The following is a 23,035-nucleotide window of genomic DNA, read 5'->3' as shown; positions in this document are numbered from 1 at the left end:
ATCGCAGGTGGTGGCCGGAGTCCCGTCCGGCGCGCGTTCCCGCCCGGTTCGGTGCGAAAGCGCGAGTGCGCGCCGTACGATGGCCCGCATGTCGGAGTCCCAGGTGACCTACGAGGATGTGGTCGCCGCGCGCGAGTCGCTGGCCGACGTCGCCCTGCGCACCCCGCTGCTCCACTCACACGTGCTGTCGGGCATCACCGGCGGGCCCGTCCACCTCAAGTGCGAGCACCTGCAGCGCTCGGGTTCCTTCAAGATCCGGGGGGCGTACGTCAGGATCGCCGGGCTGACCGAGAGCGAGCGGCGGCGAGGGGTGGTCGCGGCCAGTGCGGGCAACCACGCGCAGGGCGTGGCGCTCGCCTCCGGACTGGTCGGGACCTCCTCGACGGTCTACATGCCGCAGGGAGCGCCACTGCCCAAGGTGGCCGCCACCCGCTCGTACGGCGCCGAGGTGATCTTCGCGGGAGACACCGTGGACGTCGCGCTGGAACGGGCGAGGGAGCATGCCGAGCGCACCGGAGCGGTGTTCATCCATCCCTTCGACCACCCCGCCGTCATCGCCGGGCAGGGCACGATCGGGCTGGAGATCGTGGAGCAGCTCCCCGAGGTCGGCACGATCGTGATGTCGCTGGGCGGCGGCGGGCTGGCCGCCGGGGTCGCGCTGGCGGTCAAGTCGCTGAGGCCGGGCGTGCGGATCGTGGGAGTCCAGGCCGAGCGGGCCGCCGCCTACCCGGCGTCGCTGGCCGCCGGGCATCCGGTCGAGGTCCGGCCCGCCTCGACGATGGCCGACGGCATCGCCGTGGGCCGCCCGGGTGAGCTGCCCTTCGAGCTGATCCACTATCTGGTCGACAACGTCGTCACCGTCACCGAGAGTCAGATCTCCCAGGCGCTGGTGCTCTGTCTCGAACGGGCCAAGCAGGTCGTCGAGCCGGCGGGGGTGGCCGGGGTGGCCGCGATCCTGGCCCACCCGCGGGTCTTCGAGCCGCCCGTGGTGGCGGTGCTCTCCGGGGGCAACATCGACCCGCTGCTGCTGGCCAAGGTGCTCCGGCACGGCCTGGCCGCGGCGGGGCGCTATCTCACCGTGCGGGTGCCGCTCTCCGACCGGCCGGGTGCGCTGGCGACGCTGCTGGTCAGGCTGGCGGAACTCGGCGCCAACGTGCTCGACGTCGTGCACGAGCGGCTGGGCATGCACCCCGGCGAGGTCGAGGTGCAGCTCCAGCTGGAGACCAGGGGGCCGGTGCACTCCGAGGAGGTGCTGGGCTCCCTGCGGACGGACGGATACAAGATCAGCTTTACCTGAGTCACCAGGACCCGGCCCGCGAGGTTCGCAGCCGGGTCAGGGCGGGCGCGGGGACGTCTCGTCCGGCTTCTCGGGGGAGGCCGACGGCGGGCCGGACCCGACCCGCGAGATCCGCCGCCGCGTCACCAGGTGGACGGCTTCTCCGCGGTGAACAACCAGGCGTCGAAGAGGGCTTCGAGGTTCTTGCCGGAGATCTTCTCGGCCATCGCGATGAATTCCGGGGTCGTGACGCTCCCGTACTTGTGCGTGGCGACCCACTGCTTCAGGAGCTTGAAGAACGCCGGATCGCCGATCCGCTGCCTGAGCGCGTGCAGCGTCATACCGCCCCGGGTGTAGACGGAGTTGTTGAACAGGTCCTCCGGCCTGGCCCGGCCGGGGGCGTAGCTCCAGATGGGGGCGTCGGCGGCGGCGGCGTAGTTCCTGCGGAAGAGCTGTTCGGTGGTGGACCGGCCCTCGTGCTCCGACCAGAGCCACTCGGCGTAGGTCGCGAAGCCCTCGTTGAGCCACAGGTCCTTCCACCGCTTGATGCTGAGGCTGTCGCCGAACCACTGGTGGGCCAGCTCGTGGGCGATGATGTCGTCGTCGGGGGCGAACCCGCCGTACATGGGCTTGGTCTGGTTCTCCAGCGCGTAGCCCGCGGGGAAGTCGTCGACCACGCCCCCGGTCGAGGAGAAGGGGTAGGGGCCGAAGAGCGTGCTCCAGTAGTCGGTGACCTTGCCCGACACGTCGTACAACCTCCGCAGCGAGCCATGGAAGATCGGGTCGACGGCCGCCAGGTTCTTCAGGCCTCCGGGGGTCTTGCCCTGAAGCACCTCGAACCTGCCCAGCGTCATGGTGGCCAGGTAGCTGGCCATCGGGTGGCTCTCCCGCCACCGGAAGGTCGTCCTGCCCCCGACGGTCCTCGGCTCGCCGACGAGCTCGCCGTTGGCCAGCGCCGTCAGTCCCGCGGGCACGGTGAGCTCGAAGTCGTAGCGTGCCTTGTCGGCGGGGTGGTCGTTGCTGGGGAACCAGGTCTTGGCCCCGTTGGGCTGACCCGTGACGAACGCGCCGTCCTGGGTCGGAATGAAGCCGTACGTGCCCAGATTGGAGGAGTTCCGGACAGGTTTGGGCTCTCCGGCGTACGCGACCTCGACGGCGAACGTCGCGTCGTCCGAGATGGACTCGGCGGGGGTGACGGTGAGCTCGCTTCCGGCCCGGTCGAATCTCGCGGGCCTGCCGTCCACGGTGACCCGGCTGACCGTGAAGCCCGAGAGGTCGAGGTTGAAGCTCGCCAGGTGCTGGGTGGCCCGGGCCTCGATCCTGGCCGTCCCGGCCAGGTGTTTGGAGGACGGGGTGTAGCCCAGCTTGAGCAGGTAGTGGTCGACGTCGTAGCCGCCGTTGCCGTCGGTGGGGAAGTCGGGGTCGCCGATCCCGGGGGCGCCGGGCCTGGCCCTGTTGTCGGCGGCGGAGCTGGACAGGGGGGAGGCGGAGGGGCCCGACAGCGTCGAGTTCGCCGTCGAGTTCACCGCAGGGCTTCCCGCAGGGACGCTCTCCCCGCTCGACGCGGCACAGGCGACCGTGCCGATGGTCCCGAGCGTGCTGAGCAGAGCGGCGGTCGCCGTGGTGGCCAGCCGTTTGGACGCCATACCCGTAACACCCCTTCCCCGGCCCGCTGAGCCGAGCTCGTGCATGGCACACTACGCGACTGACCTGCGTCGATCAGGCGTCTATGACAAGCGTTCTGGCTGCGATGTCGTGCACGGCCTGCTTGCGTGACTGAAAAAGGATGAAAGCCAGGTCTATCCACCCCAGGCAGCAGGTGATGTACATCACCCACCGGACCAGCTCGCGAATCGCGGTCTGCCCGACGTCGGTCCTCCGCCCGCCGAGGTCGGTCACGCGCAGGTGGAAGAGGCGCTTGCCGAGCGTCTGTCCGTTCCAGAAGGCGGTCAGCAGCCAGTAGTACAGAAAGCCGATCACCGCCACCAGGAGGGTCTCCGCGCGGGGCGTTATCGTGACGAAGCCCTCGGAGCCCGTGACGGTGCTGACGGTCCGGTAGCTGAACGGCGAGGAGATGAGGCTGATGATGACGAGGTCGAGGATGCCCGCGAACAGGCGGCGCCATCGTCCGCCCAGCCGCATGTCCCCGGCCTGGGGGGACCCGCCGGAGGGTCCCCCGCCGTAACCGGGACCGGGACCGTAGCCGGGGCCGGGGGGGTAGCCGGGGCCGGGTTCCGGGCCGGGGTGAGGACCGGGGCCGTGGTGAGGACCGGGGCCGGGGCCTGGGTGGCCCGGCCCCGGCGGAGCGGGATCGGACCACGGGTCCGATCCCTGGTCATCCGGTGGTGGCGGTATTGATCCCATTTATGGGTGATTGCCGGAAGAGCGCCATCACAAAGCCAAAGGCGGTTGTGGGTTACCTCTGAGCCGCGGTCACAGGTTTCCCCTGAGGTCCTGCTCACGCTCGATCGCCTCGAAGAGCGCCTTGAAGTTGCCCTTGCCGAAGCCGAGCGAGCCGTGCCGCTCGATCAGCTCGAAGAACACGGTCGGACGGTCCTGCACCGGCTTGGTGAAGATCTGCAGCAGGTAGCCGTCCTCGTCCCGGTCGACCAGGATCCCGCGCTTCTTCAGCTCCTCGATCGGCGCGCGGACCTCACCGATGCGGGCGCGCAGTTCCGGGTCGTCGTAGTAGGAGGCGGGAGTGTCCAGGAAGGCGACCCCGGCCTCGCGCATGCGGTCGACGGTGCCGAGGATGTCGTTGGTGGCCAGCGCGATGTGCTGCACGCCGGGGCCGCCGTAGAACTCCAGGTACTCGTCGATCTGCGACTTCTTCCTGGAGATCGCCGGCTCGTTGAGCGGGAACTTCACCTTGCGGGTGCCGTCCGCGACCACCTTGGACATCAACGCCGAGTATTCGGTGGCGATGTCGTCGCCGATGAACTCCGCCATGTTGGTGAAGCCCATGACCCGCTTGTAGAACTCCACCCACTCGTCCATCTTGCCGAGTTCCACGTTGCCGACGCAGTGGTCGACGGCCTGGAACAGGCGGCCGTTCTTCACGTCGGGGGCCGCGACCAGGGGCTCCGCCGGGAGGTAGCCGGGCAGGTAGACACCGCTGTAGTTGGACCTGTCGACAAAGGTGTGCCGGGTCTCGCCGTAGGTGGCGATCGCCGCGACCACCACCTTGCCGTGCTCGTCCTCCAGCACCCGCGGCTCCGACAGCCCCCGTGCGCCCCGGGCGAGCGCGTGGGCGTAGGCCGTGTCCACGTCGGGGACCTCGATGGCGAGGTCGATCACGCCGTCACCGTGCTCGGCCACATGGCGGGCGACCTCGGTGCCGGGGCGCACCGCCCCGCGGAACTCGAACCTGGCGGCGCCCGAGGTGAGGACGTACGCCACCTCGTCGCGGCTGCCGTTCTCCGGGCCCCGATAGGCCACGAGCCGCATGCCGAACGCGCTGGAGTAGTAGTGGGCGGCCTGCTTGGCGTTGCCCACCGCGAAAACCACGGAGTCCATACCGTTCACCGGAAAGATATCGCTCATGCGAGTACTTTCTGATTTGCTGGTCTGTTTGTGCAACACTCACTTGAAACAGTGCACAATATGCACAATCAGTTGCCGATCATCGCGGAGCGCCTGTACATCATGACGATCGATCAGCTCGACGCCCGCCTCATCGCCCTGCTCGCGGCGGAGCCCAGACTCGGGGTGCTGGAGTGCTCGCGGCGGCTCGGAGTGGCCAGGGGGACCGTGCAGGCACGCCTCGACCGGCTGGTCGCCCGGGGGGTGGTCACCGGGTTCGGCCCGGACATCGCCCCCGCGGCGCTCGGCTACGACGTGACCGCGTTCGTGACCCTGCAGATCCGCCAGGTCAGCGGGCACGACCCGGTCGCCGTGCAACTCGCGGCCATCCCCGAGGTGCTGGAGGTGCACACGATCACCGGTGGTGACGACATGCACTGCCGCGTGGTGGCGCGCAGCAATGCCGATCTGCAGCGGGTAATTGACCTGATCGTTGACGTCCGGGGCGTGGTCAGGACCTCGTCGGTGATCGCCTTGGACACCCCTGTGCCATACCGTGTTCTGCCTTTGGTGGCCGATGTCCCACGCAAGGGGAGGAGCTAGCCGTACCATGCCAAGCAGGGGCCAGACACCGTTATCCATCGTTTACCCTTAACGGTCCGCGCAACCGTCGGGGGTCTGCGACGGATCCGATCGGGGGGTCACGCGTGCTAAAGGGCGGGACGGGCAGTCCCAGGAGGAAGCTCCTGCGGATCACACTCATCGTCTTCGGCGTCGGTGTCATCTCGGTGATCGGCCTGCTCGGGGTGGTGTGGGCGATGACCCCCATCCCGGACAGCACGCAGCCCAGAGCCACCGCGCAGGGCTCGGTGATCCTCTACCGCGACGGCAAGACCGTGCTGGCCAGGCAGGGTGTCAACCGCAAGAGCGTGACCCTGGACAAGGTTCCGCAGAGCCTGCGGAACGCGGTCATCGCCGCGGAGAACCGCTCGTTCTACAACGACCAGGGCATCTCCCTCAAGGGCACCTTCCGGGCCATGTGGTCCACGGTCACCGGGCAGCAGCTTCAGGGCGGCTCCACGATCACCCAGCAGATGGTCCGCAACTACTACAGCGGTCTCAGTCAGGAACGTTCCATAATCCGCAAGCTCAAGGAGATCATGATCTCCCTGAAGGTGGACCAGTCGAAGTCGAAGGACTGGGTGCTGGAGCAGTACCTCAACACGATCTACTTCGGCCGGGGCGCCGACGGGGTCCAGGCGGCGGCCGACGCCTACTTCCGCAAGGACGTGGGCAAGCTGACCCTCGCCGAGGGCGCCTATCTCGCCGCGGTGATCCAGCAGCCCTCCAGGTTCGCCGACCCGCAGGGCGCGGACCTCTACGCGGCCAGGGACCGCTGGAGGTCGGTGATCGACGGGATGGTGGCCATCGGGGCCATCACCTCCACCGAGGCCGCCGAGGTGACCTTCCCCACCCTCAGAAAGCCCAAGGCGATCTTCGCGCCCAAGGGGCAGGAGGGCTACATGCTCGACCAGGTGGCGGCCGAGCTCAAAAGCAGGGGCTACACCGACGAGGTCATCAACCAGGGCGGGCTGAAGATCGTATCGACCTTCGACAAGAACCTGATGGCCGCCGCCGAGCGCGCCGTCACCTCGGTCCTGCCGGAGAACACCCCCAAGAAGGTCCGCACCGGGCTGGCCGCCGTCGATCCCGCGACCGGTGAGGTCCTCGCCTTCTACGGCGGCCGCGACTACGCCGCCAACAAGTTCGACAACTCGTTCTCGGCCAAGGTGCAGGCCGGATCGACCTTCAAGGCGTACACGCTGGCCGCTGCCCTGGACAACGGCTTCGGCCTGGACACCAGGGTCGACGGCAACTCGCCGCTGCGGATCGCCTCCGCCGACATCCCCAACTCGGGCGGCTACTCCTACGGCCAGGTCAACCTCGTCAAGGCGACCCAGAGCTCGGTGAACACCGCCTTCGTCGACCTCGCCCAGAAGGTCGGCCTGAACAAGGTGGTCAAGGTCGCCGAGGCCGCCGGAATCCCCGGCAAACAGCTCGACCCGCATCGGGCCGCGGCCACCCTCCCGCTCGGTGTGGCCTCGGTGAGCGCGGTGCAGAACGCCTCGGGCTTCGCCACCTTCGCCGCGGAGGGCGTCCACCGCGAGGCCCATGTGATCCGCTCGGTCACCGACGCCGACGGAAAGGTGGTGAAGAGCTCCACCAAGGGGAGGCGCGCCTTCAGCGAGCAGGCCGCCATCGACGCCACCTACGCGCTGACCCAGGTCGTCGAGGCGGGCACCGGCTCGGGCGCCCGCCTGTACGACCGCCCCGTGGCGGGCAAGACCGGCACCACGGACGAGTCGGCGGCCGTGTGGTTCGCCGGGTTCACCCCGCAGCTGGCGACGGCGGTCAACATGTTCCGCGACGACAACAAGCCGGTGACCGTGAACGGCAGCGCCCAGTACGGCGGATCCTATCCCGCCCAGATCTGGCGCGCCTTCATGACCGAGGCGATGGACGGCAAGCCGGTCAAGGAGTTCCAGGAGCCGTCCAGCTACGGCTACGCCAACCCGTACGACGACTACGGCTCCGGCGGCCGGTACGACGACCAGGGCGGTGACCAGGGCATTGTCACCCCCAACCCCGACGAGCCCGGCACTTTCGGCCCCAGCCAGAGCACGAGTCCCGGACCGGAGACCCCCGGCCCCGGCCAGACCTCGGCTCCGGGTGACGAGGGGCAGGGCGGCCCTCCCGGTAACGGCCCGGAGGGCCCGGACGGAGGCGGCGACGGGCCCGGTCTCGACGGCCTGGGCCGCCGTGTCGTCGCCCCCGCAGGGGGCGAGTGACCCTACGCCCCGCCCGCCAGCTCGGCTCGCAGGGCCGTGGGGGTGATGACGGGCATCCGGCAGGTGAAGCCACGGCATACGTAGGCCGCGGGCGCGCCTCCCACCAGGCCCCGGTCGGCCAGGAGCGGGATCTCACCGGAATCGGGCTCCCCGAGTGCCAGGACCAGGCCGGGCAGGGGTGACATCAGAGCGGCCCGGTGCAGGGCCGCCGTCGCCGGATCGTCGGCCGGCCCCACGACCGCGACCTCGATCGGGCCGGCCACCGCCGCCTGTGCCACCGCCAGGCCCCACCCGGCGAACCGGGCGTGCCTGTCGGCCAGGACGGTGACCGTGCCCAGGGCCGCCTCGGCCGCCGCCCTGTGCCGGGACGAGCCGGTCAGCGCCGCGTACGACAGCAGCGCCCCCGCGGCGGCGAACTGGCCGGAGGGGGTGGCGTTGTCCGTCGGGTCCTGCGGGCGCTGGAAGAGTCGCTCGGCGTCGTCGGCGGTGTCGTAGAACCCGCCGGAGCCATCGGAGAACCGCTCCAGAACGGTCTCCAGCAGCGACTCGGCCCGCCGGAACCAGCGGACCTCCCCGGTCACCCCGGAAAGGGTCAGCAGGCCCTCAGCGAGGTCGGCGTAGTCTTCCAGGACCCCCGCGTTGGTGCCGGCGCGGCCGTCGCGGGACGTGCGCAGCAGCCGGTCGCCGTCCAGGTGGAGGCCGTCGATCAGGGTGGCCGCCTCGCGCGCCGCCTCGACGAGGTCCGGCCGGTCGAACAGGGCGCCGGTCTCGGCGAGGGCGGCGATGGCCAGGCCGTTCCAGGCGGCCACCACCTTGTCGTCGCGCCCGGGCCGCACCCGGCGGGCCCGCGCGGCCAGCAGCGCGGAGCGCACCCGGGCGAACCGCTCGGGATCGCTGGGGTCGTAGGGGAGCTGGAGCACCGAGGTGCCGTGCTCGAACGTCCCCGTCACCTCGAACAGGTCGATCGCCCAGGCGCCGTCCTCCTCGCCGAGGACCTCGCGGAGCTCCCGGGGGGTCCAGGCGTAGAACTTGCCCTCCACGCCCTCGCTGTCGGCGTCCAGGGCGGAGGCGAAGCCCCCCTCGGGGGTGCGCATCTCGGCCAGCAGCCAGTCGGCGGTCTCCAGCGCCACCCGCCTGCCCAGGGCGGAGCCGCCTGAGCGCCACCAGTGCGTGTAGACCCGCAGGAGCAGGGCGTTGTCGTAGAGCATCTTCTCGAAGTGCGGCACCACCCAATCCGCGTCCACGCTGTATCGGGCGAACCCGCCGCCGAGCTGGTCGTAGATGCCACCCCTGGCCATGGCCTCCAGCGTCCGGTCGGCCATGGACGTCGCCGCGTTCGCGGTCGCCCGCGCGTCCTCGCCGGCAGGGGTCGCGCCGTAGCGCAGCAGGAACTCCAGGGCCATCGACGGCGGGAACTTGGGCGCTCCGCCGAAGCCGCCACGGGCCGAGTCGAAGGACTCGGCCAGGCTCTGCACGGCCCGGGTGAGCGTGCTCGGCGTGGGCAGCGGCCCCGACGGCATCGCCGACTGCTCGTTCAGCGCCTCCACGATCTTCGAGCTCTGTTCGAGCACCGCCTCCCGGTCGCCGTTCCAGGCGTTCGACACCCCGGCCAGCAGCCGCTGGAACTGCTGCCTGGGAAAGTAGGTGCCGGTGTAGAAGGGGTGGCCCTCCGGGGTGGCGAAGACGGTCATCGGCCATCCGCCCTGGCCGGTCATGGCCTGGGTGGCCGTCATGTAGACCGCGTCGACGTCCGGACGCTCCTCGCGATCGACCTTCACGTTGACGAAGTGCTCGTTCATCAGCGCGGCCGTGCCGGGGTCCTCGAACGACTCGTGAGCCATTACGTGACACCAGTGACACGCCGAGTAACCGACGCTGATCAGCAGGGGTACGTTCCGTCGCCGTGCCTCCGCGAAGGCCTCGTCCCCCCAGGCGAACCAGTCGACGGGATTGTCCGCGTGCTGCAGCAGGTAGGGGCTCGTCGCGTCCTTCAAGCGGTTCATGAAGACCCTTCCGGTGTACGCGGTGCGTACTTCTCCTCGCGAGGTGCGCGGAGATCGCGCGTCACGGTTCTTCTCACCCTAGACCGAGAGAGGGAAACCGACACTTGGCCGGACCCCGGTTGACGGCCACGGGCAGGGCGCCCGTCCCCGGCGCCGGAAGGTTCCGCCATGAGAGCACCGCCCCGGGGTTCCGGGGCGGTGATCTCGGGGACGGCCGCGAACGCCCTGCCCATGCGCCGATCGCTCCGGTGGTCCGGCAGGCTTGCGTGTGTCAGGAGCCCGGGTCGGCCCCTTCCGGCGGGGTGGGCGGTCGTCTTCCCGGACGCCTCCCGCGACGGGGCTCGCGAGCCGCAGGCCGGGGGAAGGTGTGTTCATCGCGCTTCGGGCGTAGGCTCACTGGGCGTGGATCTCGACTTCGTCTGTGTGCACGCCGGAAGGGCGGCTTCCGAGCTGACCCGGCGTGATGTTGCCCGCGCGCTGCTCGCCGTGCCGTCCGGAGTGGCGCTGGTGGCGCTGCCCGATCTGAGGCGGGCGCTGCTGGCGGCGGGCAACCCGCTGTCGGTGCCGTTCTGGGACTCCGCGAAGGCGACCCTCAGCGCGATCGAGTCCGGTGGCGCGACCGTGGGGGACGTACAGCGCTGGATGGAGTCCACGGGCACCGAGCCGCTCCTGCTCACCCGCAGCTTCTTCGTCTGGCCCGAGGAGGACGAGCGGGGACCGGTCGGCGAGGAGATGTTCAACCGGCTGGTCGCCTACCTGGAGGAGCGGGTCGCCGCGGGGGAGATCGACCCGGACGCGCTCGCGCGGGGTGACGAGCAGGCCAGGGAGGTCTACGCGGACTTCCAGGAGCGCTGGCTCACCGGCCCGCTGCCCGACGGGCGAGTCCCGGGAACCGCGGTCTCCGACGAGCAGGACGAGGAGCTGTTCGCCGCCTGGGACGAGGAGGAGGCGTTCGCCCTGGGCGAGCTGCGGCGCATCCTGGCCGAGCTGCCCGAGCCCGAGCGGCCTGTCAAGGAGCTGCGGGCCGCGGCCACCCGGTTGCGCGAGGTGCTGGCCGGCCCCGGCTATCCGGGAAACGTGCTGCGGGCCTGCGCCGGGTACGAGGGGGAGCCGCTGCCGGCCGACGACGAGGAGCTCTGGCTGACCGTCACGGCGGGTATCGCGGGGCCGATCTCCGACCTGCCGGAGGAGGAGGACCGGCTGGAGGTCTTCACCGACCTGGACGGGGAGCTCAGCCACGAGGACTCGGTGCTGGCCGCCCTGTGCGCGATCCACCACGCCGACTGGCTGGCCGTGGTCGCGGCCCTGGCCAGGCGCGGTCCTGGGGTGCTGGCCTCGCCCGAGCGGATCGCCCGGCTCATCGCCGAGTCGGAGGACATCGACGTCGACATGGACGAGCCGGAGGACCTGGAGGCGGCCGAGACGCTCTTCAGCTCGGTCACCCCGCTCTGGGCGTGTCTCGGGATCGTCGACAGGACCGAGGTGCTCACCCCACTGGGCCGCTGGGGCCTGCCCAGGGCGCTGGAGCGAGCCTGGTCCTCGACGGACGCCCTCGGGGACTGAGGGCGAGGGCCGCGGTCCGGTCCTCGACGGAGCGACGGCCGGGACGCGCGGGGCGGCCGGTCGGCCGGGTCCGGAGAGCCGGGTGCCTGCCGTACGGCCGCCGGGGTCAGGCGTCCTCGTCCAGGAGGTCGAGGTAGCTCTCCGGCACCAGATCCCGGTATTCGGGGTGGCGCCGGATGTAGCCGGCGATGAACGGGCAGAGCGGCACGACCATCCGGTCGGAGGTGCGGCTCGCGTCGAGAGCCGCGGCGGCCAGCCGCCCGCCCAGGCCCCTGCCCTCGAACTCGGGGAGGATCTCGGTGTGCGTGAAAATGATCTTCCCGGACCGGAGCCGGTACGCGGCGAACCCGGCGACCCCGCCGTCCAGCAGGATCTCGAAGCGGGCGGCCTCGTGGTTGTCGGAGACCTTGATGTCGTCGGCCATGCTCGTCCTCGGGGTGTCGGCCCTGCCGGGCGGGTTTTTCGCGTGTGTCATGCCGTCACCGGCCGGGGATCAGGCGATGTGGATGATCGCCCCCGGTCGCCCCTCGATCGCCTCCGGCAGGCCGGGGACGTACGCGGAACGGGCTAGGGGGCGGTCGGTGTCGTGCTGCCGGCGGTGCTTTGCTGCTTCCTCAGCTCGGCCTCGGAGGGGACCTCGATCCTGGAGATCTGCCTCCTCATCGACTTGACGAGCAGGTAGAGGGCGACCCCCATCGCCGCCACGACGAGGAAGCCCACGAGGCCAGGATTGACGACGGACTCATCGAGGACGTTAGGTGTAATCACACGTCAAGTCTGCCACCGCCGCCTCCCGGTCGTGTCAGTGGCAGGCGTGCGAGACCGTGTCCGCGTGGATTCCGGTGAACAGGTCGTCCTCGGGAAGCTCGACGTCCACGAGCGCGCGGGCCAGGTGGTAGTCCTCGGTCGGCCAGATCTCACGCTGCAGGTCGCGCGGGCAGACGAACCAGAAGCCGTCCGGATCGACCTGGGTGGCGTGCGCGAGCAGCGCCTCGTCGCGGATCTCGAAGTAGTCGCCGCAGGGGACCCGGGTGGTCACCGGCCACTTCTGCGGGCGGTCCTCCCAGCGGGAGATCCAGTCGGCGTAGGGGGAGCCCATGCCGCGGGAGTTCATCGCCTCGTGCAGCGCCTCGAACCGGTCCTTGGTGAAACCCATGTGGTAGTAGAGCTTCAGGGGCTGCCAGGGCTCACCGGTGCCCGGGTAACGGTCGGGGTCGCCCGCCGCCTCGAACGCCTCCACCGAGACCCGGTTGGTCATGATGTGGTCGGGGTGCGGATAGCCGCCGTCGTCGTCGTAGGTGAGGATGACGTGCGGCCTGAACTCGCGGACGGCCGCCACCAGCGAGGCCGAGGCGACCTGGAGGGGCTGCAGGGCGAAGCAGCCCTCGGGTAGTGGTTCGCTCTCGTCCTCGGGCAGGCCGGAGTCGACGAACCCCATGAAGCGCTGCCGCACGCCGAGGATCTCGCGGGCGCGCTCCATCTCCAGGCGCCGCACCTCGCCGATGTTCTCCAGGATCTCCGGGCGCTCCATCTTGGGGTTCAGGATCGACCCGCGTTCGCCCCCGGTGAGGGTACAGACCAGCACGTCCACGCCCTCGGCCACGTAGCGCGCCATGGTGGCGGCGCCTTTGCTCGACTCGTCGTCGGGATGCGCGTGGACGGCCATCAGCCTGAGTGGTGCACTCACGGGCTCGGTGTCTCCTCTGTGTCGGTCGCGCTTCGGATCGTCGTCGGTCGCCTCGCGGACGGCCTAACCTGGCCGTATCCCCCGCTCCGCTCGACGCGGTGCCCCGCGCGCCCTCGGCTTACGTCACTCTGTAAAGAGGTTAGTTTCTCTTGGGCGGTCGCGAGGGCGAGGCCCCCGCAGGGGACAATTGTCTCGGATAACACCGAGGTAGTGCAGGGAGATTCCGTCATGGCCACCAGCGAAGCCGAGAAGGGCCGTCAGAACGGCCCGATCCTCGGCACCCCGGACGATTTTCCCGACCGTCCGGAGCGCAGGGGACGCTTCGTCGTGCACGTCGTGATCGCGATCCTCTGCGCCGTGTGCGCGGGGGGCTGGGGCTACGTGATGTGGGCGTCCAAGGGCAACACGGAAGTCATCAACCAGCTCATCGCGTTCGATGCCGACCGCGGCGATTCTGCGCAGATCATGTTCGAGGTCTTCAAACCAACCGAGCGTGCGGCGCTCTGCCGCCTGCGGGCCACCGACGTCAGCCACGTCGAGGTCGGCAGCAAGGAGGTCAATATCCCGGCTGGTGAGGGGTATGTTCGGCTTACCGAACGGCTAGAGACCAGTGCTCAGGCCACTTCCGTTCATGTCCAGTACTGCTATCTCGTATAGTGAGACATTTGAGGAGGCGGACGAAGGCCTAACTTGTTAGCCTGTCGAGATTCGACCGTCCGCAACCCCCAAGCACGAAGCCCCCTAGAGGAAGCAAGGAGAACCCGTGGCCGACTCCCACAACGAGAGCGTCACCTGGCTCACTCAGGAGGCGTACGACCGCCTGAAGGCTGAGTTCGAGCATCTCTCGGGGCCCGGGCGCGTCGACATCGCCAAGAAGATCGAGGCGGCCCGCGAAGAGGGCGACCTGAAGGAGAACGGCGGCTACCACGCCGCCAAGGACGAGCAGGGCAAGATGGAGGCCCGCATCTTCCATCTCCGTCAGATCCTGGACAGCGCCAAGGTCGGTGAGGCACCCCGCACCGAAGGCGTGGTCGGCCCGGGAATGACCGTCACCGTCCGCTTCGAGGGCGACGACGAGGAGGTCGCCTTCCTGCTGGCCTCCCGCGAGGAGAGCGGTGCCCCGATCGACGTCTACTCGCCCAAGTCGCCTCTCGGCTCGGCGATCAACGGCAAGAAGATCGGTGAGAAGGCGACCTACACCATGCCGAACGGCCGTTCCAACACCGTCGAGATCCTTGAGGCCGTGCCGTACGTCGGCAACTGACCTCCCCATACTCCGATGATCCGCCGGGACGGATGTCCCGGCGGATTGCCATGTCTTGGAGGATTTGGCGGAGGGTTTGTAGTCTTGCGGCCGTATTGCAGATAAGACGCTTTTTGGTGGGTTTGTGTGCATCGCCGGGCGGTGTACGGCACCCTCATAGAGCCGGCCCGGTGGGAGAAGGGGATATGTCGTGTTCGATCGGCGGCCACGTGTCTCCGACCTGATCCTCCAGGCCCGCCAGGACCTCGCCTACCGCCCCCGTCTCCGCTACAGCCGCCGCACCGCCCGTCTGATGAGGCAGGCGGTCCCGATCCTCGCCGTTCTGCTCGTCGGCGTGCTGTCCATCGGTCTGATGATCTACACGCAGATGCCGGAGGCCGATCCGGAGACGGTCACCATGCGCAGGTCCGTCGCCACCGTGCCGACCCAGGTGGCGAAGCCCGTCCAGCCCGCGCAGGCGCCCGCTCCGGTGGCGCCGCTGACCTCGATGCGGAAACCGCACCTCTTCGTCGTGGCGCCCAGGCCGCTCAGTTCGGCGGTGGTGGCCAAGGTCGCCCAGCTCTCCGGGGTGCGGGCGGTGGAGCGCGCCGACGCCGCGGAGGTGATCCTGGACGGCAAGCGGGTTCAGACGCTCGGGGTGAACCCCTCGACGTTCCGCGCCTACACCCCCAAGCCGACGGCGCGCTCCGACAGGCTCTGGCGGAACGTCTCGGCGGGGGAGGTCGCCGTCTCCTTCGTCCTGGGCAACGACGGGGGCATGCCGCTGGGCAAGACGTTCACCACCGCCGGGCAGAACCTGCGGGTCGGCGCCTACGCCACGATGGGCATGGGCGCCATCGACGCGGTGGTCTCCCGGCCGACCGCCCGCGCACTGGGCATCCCGGAGAACAACGCGCTCGTGGTGAGCGCCCCGAAGGCCGACTCCGCGAAGCTGCGCCGCGCGCTCCTGCGCGTACTGCCCAAGGGAGGGCAGGTCGCCGTGATCAACCCGGTGCTGACGGTCCCCCGGAGCACGAACTGGCCGGCCGGTTCCTTCATGACCACTCCCCAGGTCAGGACCGCGCTCGCCGCCGCGATCAGCAAGCTCGGCCGCCCGTACGTGTGGGGCGCGGAAGGTCCGGACAGCTTCGACTGCTCGGGCCTGGTCCAGTGGGCGTACGGCCAGGCGGGGATCACGGTGCCCCGGGTGACGCACCAGCAGTTCGTCTCGGGCCCGCAGATCCCGCTCGCCCAGGCCCAGCCGGGGGACCTGCTGTTCTGGCGGCACGACCCCACCAACCCCGGCTACGTCTCGCACGTGGCGATCTACTGGGGGGACGGCAAGATGCTGCACGCTCCCAGGACCGGCGACGTGGTCAAGCTCGTCCCCGTCACCACCCGCAACTTCGCCGGGGCCGTGCGGGTCAGCCCGGCGGTCGCCGCCCGCGTCCGCTAGGCCCCGTCCCTTGGATCTTTCGCCTACCGCGTGCCGGTGAGCGGGAGGCCGGCGGCGAGCCGGACGAGGGCGGTGTCGAGGAGGTCGGGCAGGTTCTCCGAGGGGTTCGCGGCCCAGCGGGCGATGGAGGGGAGCATGGCTCCGATCACCGCGGCGGCGAAGGTCTCGACGGCGAGGTCGTGGGGATCGCGGCCGGTACGGGAGGCGATCTCCGTACACATCGCCGCGTGCGTGCCGGCGGCGGACTGGAGCCGCCTGGCCCGCAGCGCGGGCACGGAGAGGATGAGCCGGGTCACGGCGGCGGCCCGCGAGAAGTCCTCGGCGCGGAAGCCCTCGAACACGGTCCGTACGGCCTGCCGGAACGCGTCGACGGGTGTCGCCCCCGGGCTGCTCTCGCGGAGCGCGGAGACGATCAGCGAGTCGTACCCGTCCTGGACGACCACGTCCTCCTTGGTGGGGAAGTAGCGGAAGAAGGTGCTCGGCGACACCTCCGCCGCCTCGGCGATCTGCTCGACGGTCGTGGCCTCGTATCCCCGCTCGGCGAACAGACGCAGCGCGTGCTCCTGAATCGCACGGCGGGTCTTCGCCTTCTTGCGCTCGCGCAGCCCTCCGGCGCGTTGGGGTGATCTCATTCGCCGATTCTCGCGTCTGCGCGGGCCGCCATGGACAGCGGCCGTGAACGTTGTAATCTAAATTACATGGAAAAAGATAAAACAATGGAGAAGCTGCGCGGCTGGTTCTCGGGAAGGCTGCCCCGGGAATGGTTCGAAGGCGAGCCTGAGATCGTGCTGGACCGCGAGGAGATCGCGGTGGTCGGCAGGCTCCGGGCTCCCGTGCTCGGCGACGACGTCTCGGAGGTGGAGCGTTCCGCCGCGCTGGAGGGCGGCATCCTGCGCTTCCGCGAGGAGACCAGGGAGCGGCGCGTGGAGATCGCGCTGGAGGCCGAGCAGCGATTCCGCAGGAAGGTCTCCTGGGGGGTCGCGGTCGGCGGCGAGACGGTGATGTTCACCACACTGTCGGTGCCCGTCATGACCAGGCTCAGGCAGTCGGAGCGCCGGGTGCTCGACACCCTGGTGGCCGCGGGGGTGGCCCGTAGCCGCAGTGACGCGCTCGCCTGGTGCGTACGTCTGGTGGGCGACCACACCGACACCTGGCTGGCGGATCTGAGGGACGCGCTACGGCACGTCGACCGTGTCCGGGCCGCCGGGCCCGACGTGAATTCCTGAGGCTGGGCAGCGGGAACGGCCGATAAATTGGTCTGAACCTGTCCGCTGATTGGTTTAGACCTTTCTCATTGGCCTATACCACTGCGGGAAAGGCTTTTTTAGGGCCGTTTTTTCTGGGTAGGGGTTTCAGAGCCCTGTGGCTCCTGCCAGGCCATACGCCTCCGGGGGCGCCGGGCCGGAAGCGCCTTGACATCTGATCGCGCGAATTCACTGGTCTACGCCAATTGGATTAAGTGTGGTTTCGTCGTCAATGATGTTTTGGCCCCGTGAAGCGTAAAGGAGCCCGAGCAGTGTCCCTTACCGTAGACGTGAACACCACCAGCCCGACCAGTCATGCGGAACTGGCCGAATGGGTCAGGGAGATCGCCGAGCTGACACAGCCGGACCGGATCGAATGGTGCGACGGCTCCGAGGCCGAATGGACGCGCCTGACGAACCTGCTGGTCGAGCGAGGGACCTTCACACGCCTGGCCAAGCGGCAGAACAGCTTCCACGCCGCCTCCGACCCCAGCGACGTCGCCCGGGTCGAGGACCGGACCTACATCTGCTCCGAGCGCGAGGAGGATGCCGGGCCGACCAACAACTGGATCGCCCCCGCCGAGATGCGCCGTACCTTCGGCGAGATCTTCAAGGGCAGCATGCGCGGCCGGACGATGTACGTCGTGCCGTTCTGCATGGGGCCGCTGGGTGGTGAGATCTCCCAGCTCGGTGTGGAGATCACCGACTCGCCGTACGTGGTCGTGTCGATGCGCGTCATGACCCGGATGGGCGAGGACGCGCTGCGCCTCATCGAGGAGCGCGGCGGCTACGTCAAGGCGGTCCACTCGGTCGGCGCCCCGCTCGAACCCGGTCAGGACGACGTGCCGTGGCCGTGCAACGCCTCCAAGTACATCAGCCACTTCCCCGAGACCCGCGAGATCTGGTCCTACGGCTCGGGGTACGGCGGCAACGCCCTGCTCGGCAAGAAGTGCTACGCACTGCGGATCGCCAGCACGATGGCCCGGGACGAGGGCTGGCTGGCCGAGCACATGCTCATCCTCAAGCTCACCCCGCCTTCGGGGGAGACGCGCTACGTCGCGGCGGCCTTCCCGAGCGCGTGCGGCAAGACGAACCTCGCCATGCTCCAGCCGACCATCCCGGGCTGGAAGGTCGAGACGATCGGCGACGACATCGCCTGGATGCGCTTCGGTGACGACGGAAAGCTGCGGGCCATCAACCCCGAGGCGGGCTTCTTCGGCGTCGCTCCCGGCACCGGCGAGTCCACCAACGCCAACGCGATCGAGACGCTCTGGGGCAACAGCATCTTCACGAACGTCGCCCTCACCGACGACGGCGACGTGTGGTGGGAGGGACTCACCGACCAGCCCCCGGCGCACCTGACCGACTGGAAGGGCCGTGACTGGACGCCGGAGTCCGGCGAGCCGGCCGCGCACCCCAACGCCCGCTTCACGGTCCCGGCCGCGCAGTGCCCGACGATCGCCCGTGAGTGGCAGGATCCCGCGGGCGTGCCGATCTCGGCGATCCTGTTCGGCGGGCGCCGTGCCAGCGCGGTCCCGCTGGTGACGGAGGCGCTGAGCTGGCAGCACGGTGTCTTCATCGGGGCCAACATCGCCTCGGAGAAGACCGCCGCCGCCGAGGGCAAGGTCGGCGAGCTGCGCCGCGACCCGTTCGCGATGCTGCCCTTCTGCGGCTACAACATGGGCGACTACTTCGCCCACTGGCTCAAGATCGGCCAGCGTGAGAACGCCGAGCTGCCGCGCGTCTACTACGTGAACTGGTTCCGCAAGAACGACGAGGGCAAGTTCATCTGGCCCGGTTTCGGAGAGAACTCCCGCGTGCTCAAGTGGATCGTCGACCGCCTCAACGGCCGGGCGGAGGCGGTGCGCACCCCCATCGGCCTGCTCCCCGCCGGGCTCGACACCGACGGCCTCGCGGTCTCCGCGGAGGACATGCGGACGCTGCTCAGCGTCGACGAGGAGATCTGGCGGCAGGAGGCGGCGCTCATGCCCGCCTTCTTCCAGACCTTCGGCGACCACCTGCCCCGTGAGCTCTGGGAAGAGTACGAGGCACTCGTCGCCCGCCTGGGCTGACACCGGCAAAGGGGTCGAAGACGGGGGAAACTTCTGACAGGCTTTGCGCGTACAACCGGATACACGGGACGTCACGCCTGCGATCCCTTTCCCCCGAGGAGGCGGACATGGGGTTCCCGCTGTTCGTCATCGCCTTCGCCGCGGCCCTGGCCATCGTCTCCACGGCCTTCACGCTTGGCCGTGAGCACCGCCGGGTCCGCTCGGCGGTGACCCGCCACCACGGCGGGCCACCGACCCCCTATGAGCTCGCCTACCTCTCCGGAGGCCCGCGCCGAGTGGTCAACACCGCGCTCGGCATGCTGGCCAAAGCCGGGGTGATCCGGGTCTCGCGGGGCGGTCAGGTCAGCCTGGTCGCCGGGGCCCTGCCCTCCTCCGACCCGATCGAGCACGCCGTCACGGCGGCGCTCGCCCAGCGCGGAGGCGTCGCCCCGGTGGGCGAGCTCCGCCACGCGGTGGCCGGTGGACAGGCCGTCGACGGCCTGCACTACCGGCTGCTGGGGCTGGGCCTGCTGGTGCCCGAGAACGCGCTCGACCATGCGCGGGGACTGCTGAACCGGCTCCTGGTCACCTCGATCGTCGCGCTGGTCCTCACGGTGGGCATCCTGATCACGGGCGCCAGGGGGAGACTCGGCACCGCGGCGCTGCTGGTGGGACTGATCGCGGCGCTCTTCGGGTTCTCCGTCTACGCGCGGCACAAGCGGTTACTGCGCGACGTCCTGAGCCGCGCGGGCCACGACGTGCTCGTCTCCGCCCGCAGGGTCTACGTCCGGGGCGCCCGCCCCGTCACGCCCGGCCTGGCCTTCGCCGTCGGCATCCCCGTCGCCCTGTACGGGCTGGGGGAGCTCGACGAGCCGGGCCTTGTGGAGGAGCTCCAGCGCCAGAGCGTGAGTGGTTCCGGGAGCGGCTGCGCGGTCGGCGCCTGCGGTGGCGGTGGCGGCGGTGACTTCGGATCCGGGAGCTGGGGCGACTCCGGTGGCGGGTCGAGTGACGGTGGCGGTTGTGGTGGTGGGTCCGGTTGCGGTGGTGGGTGTGGCGGGGGCGGTTGCGGTGGGTGAGCGTCCCCCGGTCGCCGCGATGAGGACGGTCGCCGACGGGGCGCTCCCGGCGGTGGTCGAGCCGGGTGTGGGCATCGGCTGGCGGCCGGAGATCGACCTGACCGTGGAACGGCTGCCCGGGGTCGACTTCGTCGAGGTCGTCGCCGAGAACATCGACCCGGCCCGGCTCCCCGAGTCGCTGCGGGTGCTCCGCGCCCGGGGAGTGCCGGTGATCCCGCACGGCGTCGGGCTGGGCATCGGCGGTGCCGAGCATCCCGACCCCCGGCGGCTGGCGCGGCTGGCGGACTGCGCGCGCGCCCTGGAGGCGCCGCTGGTCAGCGAGCACCTGGCCTTCGTCAGGGCGGGCGGCATGGAGGCCGGCCACCTACTGCCGGTGCCGCGTACCAGGGCCGCGCTGGCCGTTGTCGCGGAGAACGTGCGGCGGGCGCAGGAGGCGCTTCCCGTCCCGCTGGCCCTGGAGAACGTCGCGGCCCTGTTCGGCTGGCCGGAGGACGAGATGACCGAGGCCGCCTTCCTCGGAGAGCTGGTGGAGATGACCGGCGTCGGGCTCCTGGTCGACGTGGCGAACCTCTATACGAACCAGGTCAACCTGGGTCTGTCGGCCACCGCCGCGCTGGACGGCCTGCCGCTGTCCGAACTCGCCTACGTCCATGTCGCCGGGGGCCACTCCCGCGGGGGGCTGTGGCACGACACCCACACCGCCCACGTCCCCGAGGAAGTGCTGGACATCCTCTCGGAGCTGTGCGCCAGGGTCGCTCCGCCGGGGGTGCTGCTCGAATGGGACGACGACTACCCCAGCGACGGTGCGCTGGAGCGGGAGCTGGGCCGGATCCGCGGCGCGATGTCCGGTGTCTGAGGACGCGGCCAGGGAGGCACTGGCCGGGGCACAGGCGGCGCTGATGGCCGCCCTGGTGGCGGGGAAGGAGGCGCCGCCGGGGTTCGACAGGGAGCGACTGCTGATCCAGGAGTCGAGTCTGATCTCCAAGCGGCGCAGAACGGTGGCCCGTCTCCGGCCCGACCTGGCCGCGCTGCTCGGCGACGGCTTCGCCGCGGAGTTCGACGCGTACGCGCGAGGCCGCCCTAGGCCGCCGGGCGGCTCGCACGCCGACGCCCGCGACTTCGCCGACCGGCTGCGCGCGGCGGGGCGGCTGCCGGAGGAGTCCATCGCCGTCGAGCCGGCCCCCGGGCCCCGCCGATGGTCGCCCTTCGCCAGGCGCCGTTAGAAACTTGTGGCCTTCCCTGTTCGTCCATGTTCGTCCCCTGGGTAGTGGACCTCGGGAAGGGACGTCATCCCGGAGGTCGGCATGCACATCACCAAGATCATTATCACCGTGCTCGTCGTGCTCCTTCTGGTCGCCGGGCTGGTCGCGCTACGCCTGGCCGTGCACTCCTCGCGCGCGCGCCGTTCAGCCGGCGCCAGGGGCCGGAAGGCCGGAACGACGGCTGCCAAGGGCGCCGAGAGCACCGAGGGCTCTGTGCGGCGGAGGCGCCGTCGGTTAGGTTGAGCCGGTACCTGATCGAGTGCCTGTGCCGGGAGTGACCGTGGGGGATTTCGCCGATCACGCGACCTGGCCGCTGCGCCCCGAGGACGAGGGGGCGCATCCGGCCGGTGCCGAGCCGCTGTGGAGCGAGTCGGTCTACCTCGACTTCACGGCCGAGGACGGCTCGCTCGCCGGTTACGTCCGGCTGGGCCTGTATCCCAACTGGAACCGCGCCTGGTACTGGGCGTGCCTGGTCGGCGCCGGCAGGCCCACGGTGCTGCTGGTCGATCACCATGTCCCGCTCCCCGGTCCCGACCTCGCGGTGCGGGGCGAGGGCTTCCAGGCCACCCACGACGTGACGCTCCCCATGCGGTCCCTGCGGGTGAGCCTCGAGGCCGGGGCGGCCGCCGTCCTTTCCGACCCCGCCCTGGCGTACCGGGACCTGGACGGCGCCGCCACGACCTCGCTGGCGTTCGACCTGGAGTGGCGGAGCGCCGGTGAGGCCTACCCCTACAGCTTCGTCCCGCGCTACGAGGTCCCCTGCGAGGTCGCGGGGACCATCCGGGTCGGTGGCGAGGAGATCGCCTTCTCCGGCCATGGTGAGCGCGATCACAGCTGGGGAGAGCGTGACTGGTGGCAGCTGTCGTGGCTGTGGAGCTCGGGCCGGCTCGACGACGGCACGTTCTTCCACGGCATGCGGGCGAACGTCGGTTTCGAGATGCCCTGGCCCTGCTTCACGGCTCCGCCGGGCGGGGCGCTGGAGCACCGTGAGGGCTTCACCGCGGCGAGCGAGTTCGGGGAGGACGGATTCCCGTCCGGGGCGCGGCTGGAGGTGCCGGGGATGCCGATGACCGTCGTCCCGCTCGCCTTCGCCCCGGTCGCCATGACGTCGCCGGACGGGGAGATCGCCCGCTTCCCGCGTGCCCTGTGCCGGTTCGAGGCCTCCGACGGGCGCCTGGGGTACGGATGGACCGAATGGCACCAGCCACCCGGCTGGCGGGGACATGGATGGCGTTGATCACGTTTTGATGGTCTGAGCCGGGGATACCCTCTCTGAGGTGGGGGGAGTGCGTTGTCTTGATGGTTCTTATCTGACCGTTACGCCGGTGGCGTGCCGGGACAGTGTCGGTATGCCGTACGAGATAACGCTCGAACTCCATCGCGACGGCGCGCTGTACGGGACGGTGGGCGAGCGCTGCGGCTGGATTCTCACCCGCCTGGCGCGCGGGGTCGCCGAGGCCCGCGCCGGCCACGAGGCGCGGTGGCCCGATCCCGACGACCGCTTCCCCGGCGACGCGGAACTGTTCGCCTTTCGTTACCGGGCCAGGAACGGTGTCGTCGGCGGGGGCGAACTCCGCTGCCAACTGCGCACCATTCCGATCTGGGTTCCCGGACGGCGAGGACCGGCCGGGGCGTGGCGGCTCACCAGGAGAGCGTTCCTGGAGGCGTGGGGCGGCGGCGGAGTGGGTATGCGCGCCGTGCTCACCTCGGCTGAGCTGGGGGTTTTCGTGGAAGAAATCCTCTCAGAGGCCGAAGAATGCCTAGGACCATACAGGCCGGGCAAGTCGGCCAGATCCCTGTAGA

Annotated in this window: 23 protein-coding genes; 15 read left to right on the top strand and 8 right to left on the bottom strand. The window is 70.1% G+C overall.

Annotated elements, in window-relative coordinates; genetic code table 11:
* Nucleotides 1-88 precede the first annotated feature (88 nt).
* The gene (gene ilvA / locus ABT130_RS29335; protein ID WP_350960625.1) at nt 89-1,297 is read left to right on the top strand and encodes a threonine ammonia-lyase; all 1,209 of its coding nucleotides are present in this window, start codon (nt 89-91) and stop codon (nt 1,295-1,297) included.
* 122 nt (nt 1,298-1,419) lie between these two features.
* Here the strand turns inward: ilvA and ABT130_RS29330 are convergent, their stop codons facing one another.
* The 3 genes from ABT130_RS29330 to hppD all read right to left on the bottom strand — a co-directional run bounded on the left by ABT130_RS29330 (nt 1,420) and on the right by hppD (nt 4,819).
* Nucleotides 1,420-2,922, bottom strand: a complete 1,503-nt coding sequence (locus ABT130_RS29330) for a M1 family metallopeptidase (RefSeq protein WP_350960624.1) — start codon at nt 2,920-2,922, stop codon at nt 1,420-1,422.
* 73 nt (nt 2,923-2,995) lie between these two features.
* Nucleotides 2,996-3,418 carry an RDD family protein gene (locus ABT130_RS29325; RefSeq protein WP_350926732.1) on the bottom strand — a complete coding sequence of 141 codons (423 nt, stop codon included), beginning with the start codon at nt 3,416-3,418 and terminating at the stop codon, nt 2,996-2,998.
* A gap of 291 nt (nt 3,419-3,709) precedes the next feature.
* The gene (gene hppD, locus ABT130_RS29320) at nt 3,710-4,819 is read right to left on the bottom strand and encodes a 4-hydroxyphenylpyruvate dioxygenase (RefSeq protein WP_350960621.1); all 1,110 of its coding nucleotides are present in this window, start codon (nt 4,817-4,819) and stop codon (nt 3,710-3,712) included.
* Nucleotides 4,820-4,921: 102 nt separating this feature from the next.
* Between hppD and ABT130_RS29315 the strand changes: the two genes are divergently transcribed.
* Nucleotides 4,922-5,401: an Lrp/AsnC family transcriptional regulator gene (locus tag ABT130_RS29315; protein WP_030910940.1), complete on the top strand. Its 480-nt coding sequence runs from the start codon at nt 4,922-4,924 to the stop codon at nt 5,399-5,401.
* Nucleotides 5,402-5,505: 104 nt separating this feature from the next.
* Nucleotides 5,506-7,647 carry a transglycosylase domain-containing protein gene (locus ABT130_RS29310; RefSeq protein ID WP_350960619.1) on the top strand — a complete coding sequence of 714 codons (2,142 nt, stop codon included), beginning with the start codon at nt 5,506-5,508 and terminating at the stop codon, nt 7,645-7,647.
* A 2-nt stretch (nt 7,648-7,649) separates the two neighbouring features.
* Here the strand turns inward: ABT130_RS29310 and ABT130_RS29305 are convergent, their stop codons facing one another.
* On the bottom strand, nt 7,650-9,650 hold the full coding sequence (locus ABT130_RS29305) for a thioredoxin domain-containing protein (protein WP_350960616.1): 2,001 nt from the start codon (nt 9,648-9,650) through the stop codon (nt 7,650-7,652).
* 402 nt (nt 9,651-10,052) lie between these two features.
* Here ABT130_RS29305 and ABT130_RS29300 point away from each other — a divergent pair, with 402 nt between their 5' ends.
* Nucleotides 10,053-11,213: a hypothetical protein gene (locus ABT130_RS29300; RefSeq protein ID WP_350960613.1), complete on the top strand. Its 1,161-nt coding sequence runs from the start codon at nt 10,053-10,055 to the stop codon at nt 11,211-11,213.
* A 106-nt stretch (nt 11,214-11,319) separates the two neighbouring features.
* Here the strand turns inward: ABT130_RS29300 and ABT130_RS29295 are convergent, their stop codons facing one another.
* The 3 genes from ABT130_RS29295 to mca form a co-directional block, all read right to left on the bottom strand.
* Nucleotides 11,320-11,688, bottom strand: a complete 369-nt coding sequence (locus ABT130_RS29295; protein ID WP_350960610.1) for a GNAT family N-acetyltransferase — start codon at nt 11,686-11,688, stop codon at nt 11,320-11,322.
* A 92-nt stretch (nt 11,689-11,780) separates the two neighbouring features.
* The gene (locus tag ABT130_RS29290) at nt 11,781-11,981 is read right to left on the bottom strand and encodes a hypothetical protein (RefSeq protein ID WP_350926720.1); all 201 of its coding nucleotides are present in this window, start codon (nt 11,979-11,981) and stop codon (nt 11,781-11,783) included.
* A 34-nt stretch (nt 11,982-12,015) separates the two neighbouring features.
* Nucleotides 12,016-12,900 (bottom strand): mycothiol conjugate amidase Mca, encoded by an 885-nt coding sequence (mca, locus tag ABT130_RS29285; protein ID WP_350926718.1) that lies wholly within the window; start codon nt 12,898-12,900, stop codon nt 12,016-12,018.
* Nucleotides 12,901-13,128: 228 nt separating this feature from the next.
* On the opposite strand from mca, the gene ABT130_RS29280 reads away from it, so the two are divergent.
* The 3 genes from ABT130_RS29280 (at nt 13,129) to ABT130_RS29270 (ending at nt 15,599) form a co-directional block, all read left to right on the top strand.
* A complete protein-coding gene (locus ABT130_RS29280; protein WP_350960607.1) occupies nt 13,129-13,557 on the top strand; it encodes a DUF4307 domain-containing protein in 429 nt (142 codons plus the stop codon).
* 106 nt (nt 13,558-13,663) lie between these two features.
* Nucleotides 13,664-14,164, top strand: a complete 501-nt coding sequence (gene greA, locus ABT130_RS29275) for a transcription elongation factor GreA (RefSeq protein WP_343977738.1) — start codon at nt 13,664-13,666, stop codon at nt 14,162-14,164.
* Between the two features lie 190 nt (nt 14,165-14,354).
* Nucleotides 14,355-15,599, top strand: a complete 1,245-nt coding sequence (locus tag ABT130_RS29270) for a C40 family peptidase (protein ID WP_350960605.1) — start codon at nt 14,355-14,357, stop codon at nt 15,597-15,599.
* 23 nt (nt 15,600-15,622) lie between these two features.
* Here the strand turns inward: ABT130_RS29270 and ABT130_RS29265 are convergent, their stop codons facing one another.
* Nucleotides 15,623-16,231, bottom strand: coding sequence for an acyl-CoA-like ligand-binding transcription factor (locus tag ABT130_RS29265; protein WP_350960602.1), 609 nt, complete (start codon nt 16,229-16,231; stop codon nt 15,623-15,625).
* A 66-nt stretch (nt 16,232-16,297) separates the two neighbouring features.
* On the opposite strand from ABT130_RS29265, the gene abmR reads away from it, so the two are divergent.
* The 8 genes from abmR (at nt 16,298) to ABT130_RS29225 (ending at nt 23,034) form a co-directional block, all read left to right on the top strand.
* A complete protein-coding gene (gene abmR / locus ABT130_RS29260) occupies nt 16,298-16,825 on the top strand; it encodes an ATP-binding transcription factor AbmR (protein WP_350960599.1) in 528 nt (175 codons plus the stop codon).
* Nucleotides 16,826-17,115: 290 nt separating this feature from the next.
* Entirely contained in the window at nt 17,116-18,915 is a 1,800-nt protein-coding gene (locus ABT130_RS29255) for a phosphoenolpyruvate carboxykinase (GTP) (RefSeq protein ID WP_350926707.1), read from the top strand.
* A gap of 107 nt (nt 18,916-19,022) precedes the next feature.
* Entirely contained in the window at nt 19,023-19,970 is a 948-nt protein-coding gene (locus ABT130_RS29250) for a TIGR04222 domain-containing membrane protein (protein WP_350960596.1), read from the top strand.
* Nucleotides 19,963-20,826, top strand: coding sequence for an MbnB/TglH/ChrH family RiPP precursor modification enzyme (locus tag ABT130_RS29245; RefSeq protein ID WP_350960594.1), 864 nt, complete (start codon nt 19,963-19,965; stop codon nt 20,824-20,826). The genes ABT130_RS29250 and ABT130_RS29245 overlap by 8 nt, the downstream gene beginning before the upstream one ends.
* A complete protein-coding gene (locus ABT130_RS29240) occupies nt 20,819-21,193 on the top strand; it encodes an SCO6045 C-terminal-like domain-containing protein (RefSeq protein WP_350960592.1) in 375 nt (124 codons plus the stop codon). Before ABT130_RS29245 ends, ABT130_RS29240 begins: the two co-directional genes overlap by 8 nt.
* A gap of 81 nt (nt 21,194-21,274) precedes the next feature.
* Nucleotides 21,275-21,475, top strand: coding sequence for a hypothetical protein (locus tag ABT130_RS29235; RefSeq protein ID WP_350960590.1), 201 nt, complete (start codon nt 21,275-21,277; stop codon nt 21,473-21,475).
* 37 nt (nt 21,476-21,512) lie between these two features.
* A complete protein-coding gene (locus ABT130_RS29230; protein WP_350960588.1) occupies nt 21,513-22,469 on the top strand; it encodes a DUF7064 domain-containing protein in 957 nt (318 codons plus the stop codon).
* Nucleotides 22,470-22,581: 112 nt separating this feature from the next.
* Entirely contained in the window at nt 22,582-23,034 is a 453-nt protein-coding gene (locus ABT130_RS29225; RefSeq protein ID WP_350960585.1) for a hypothetical protein, read from the top strand.
* Nucleotide 23,035: the final 1 nt, after the last annotated feature.

This window comes from Streptosporangium sp. NPDC001681 (genome assembly GCF_040298085.1).
In the GTDB taxonomy this organism is placed as follows: domain Bacteria; phylum Actinomycetota; class Actinomycetes; order Streptosporangiales; family Streptosporangiaceae; genus Streptosporangium.
This window is presented reverse-complemented; position numbering and strand designations above follow the sequence as displayed.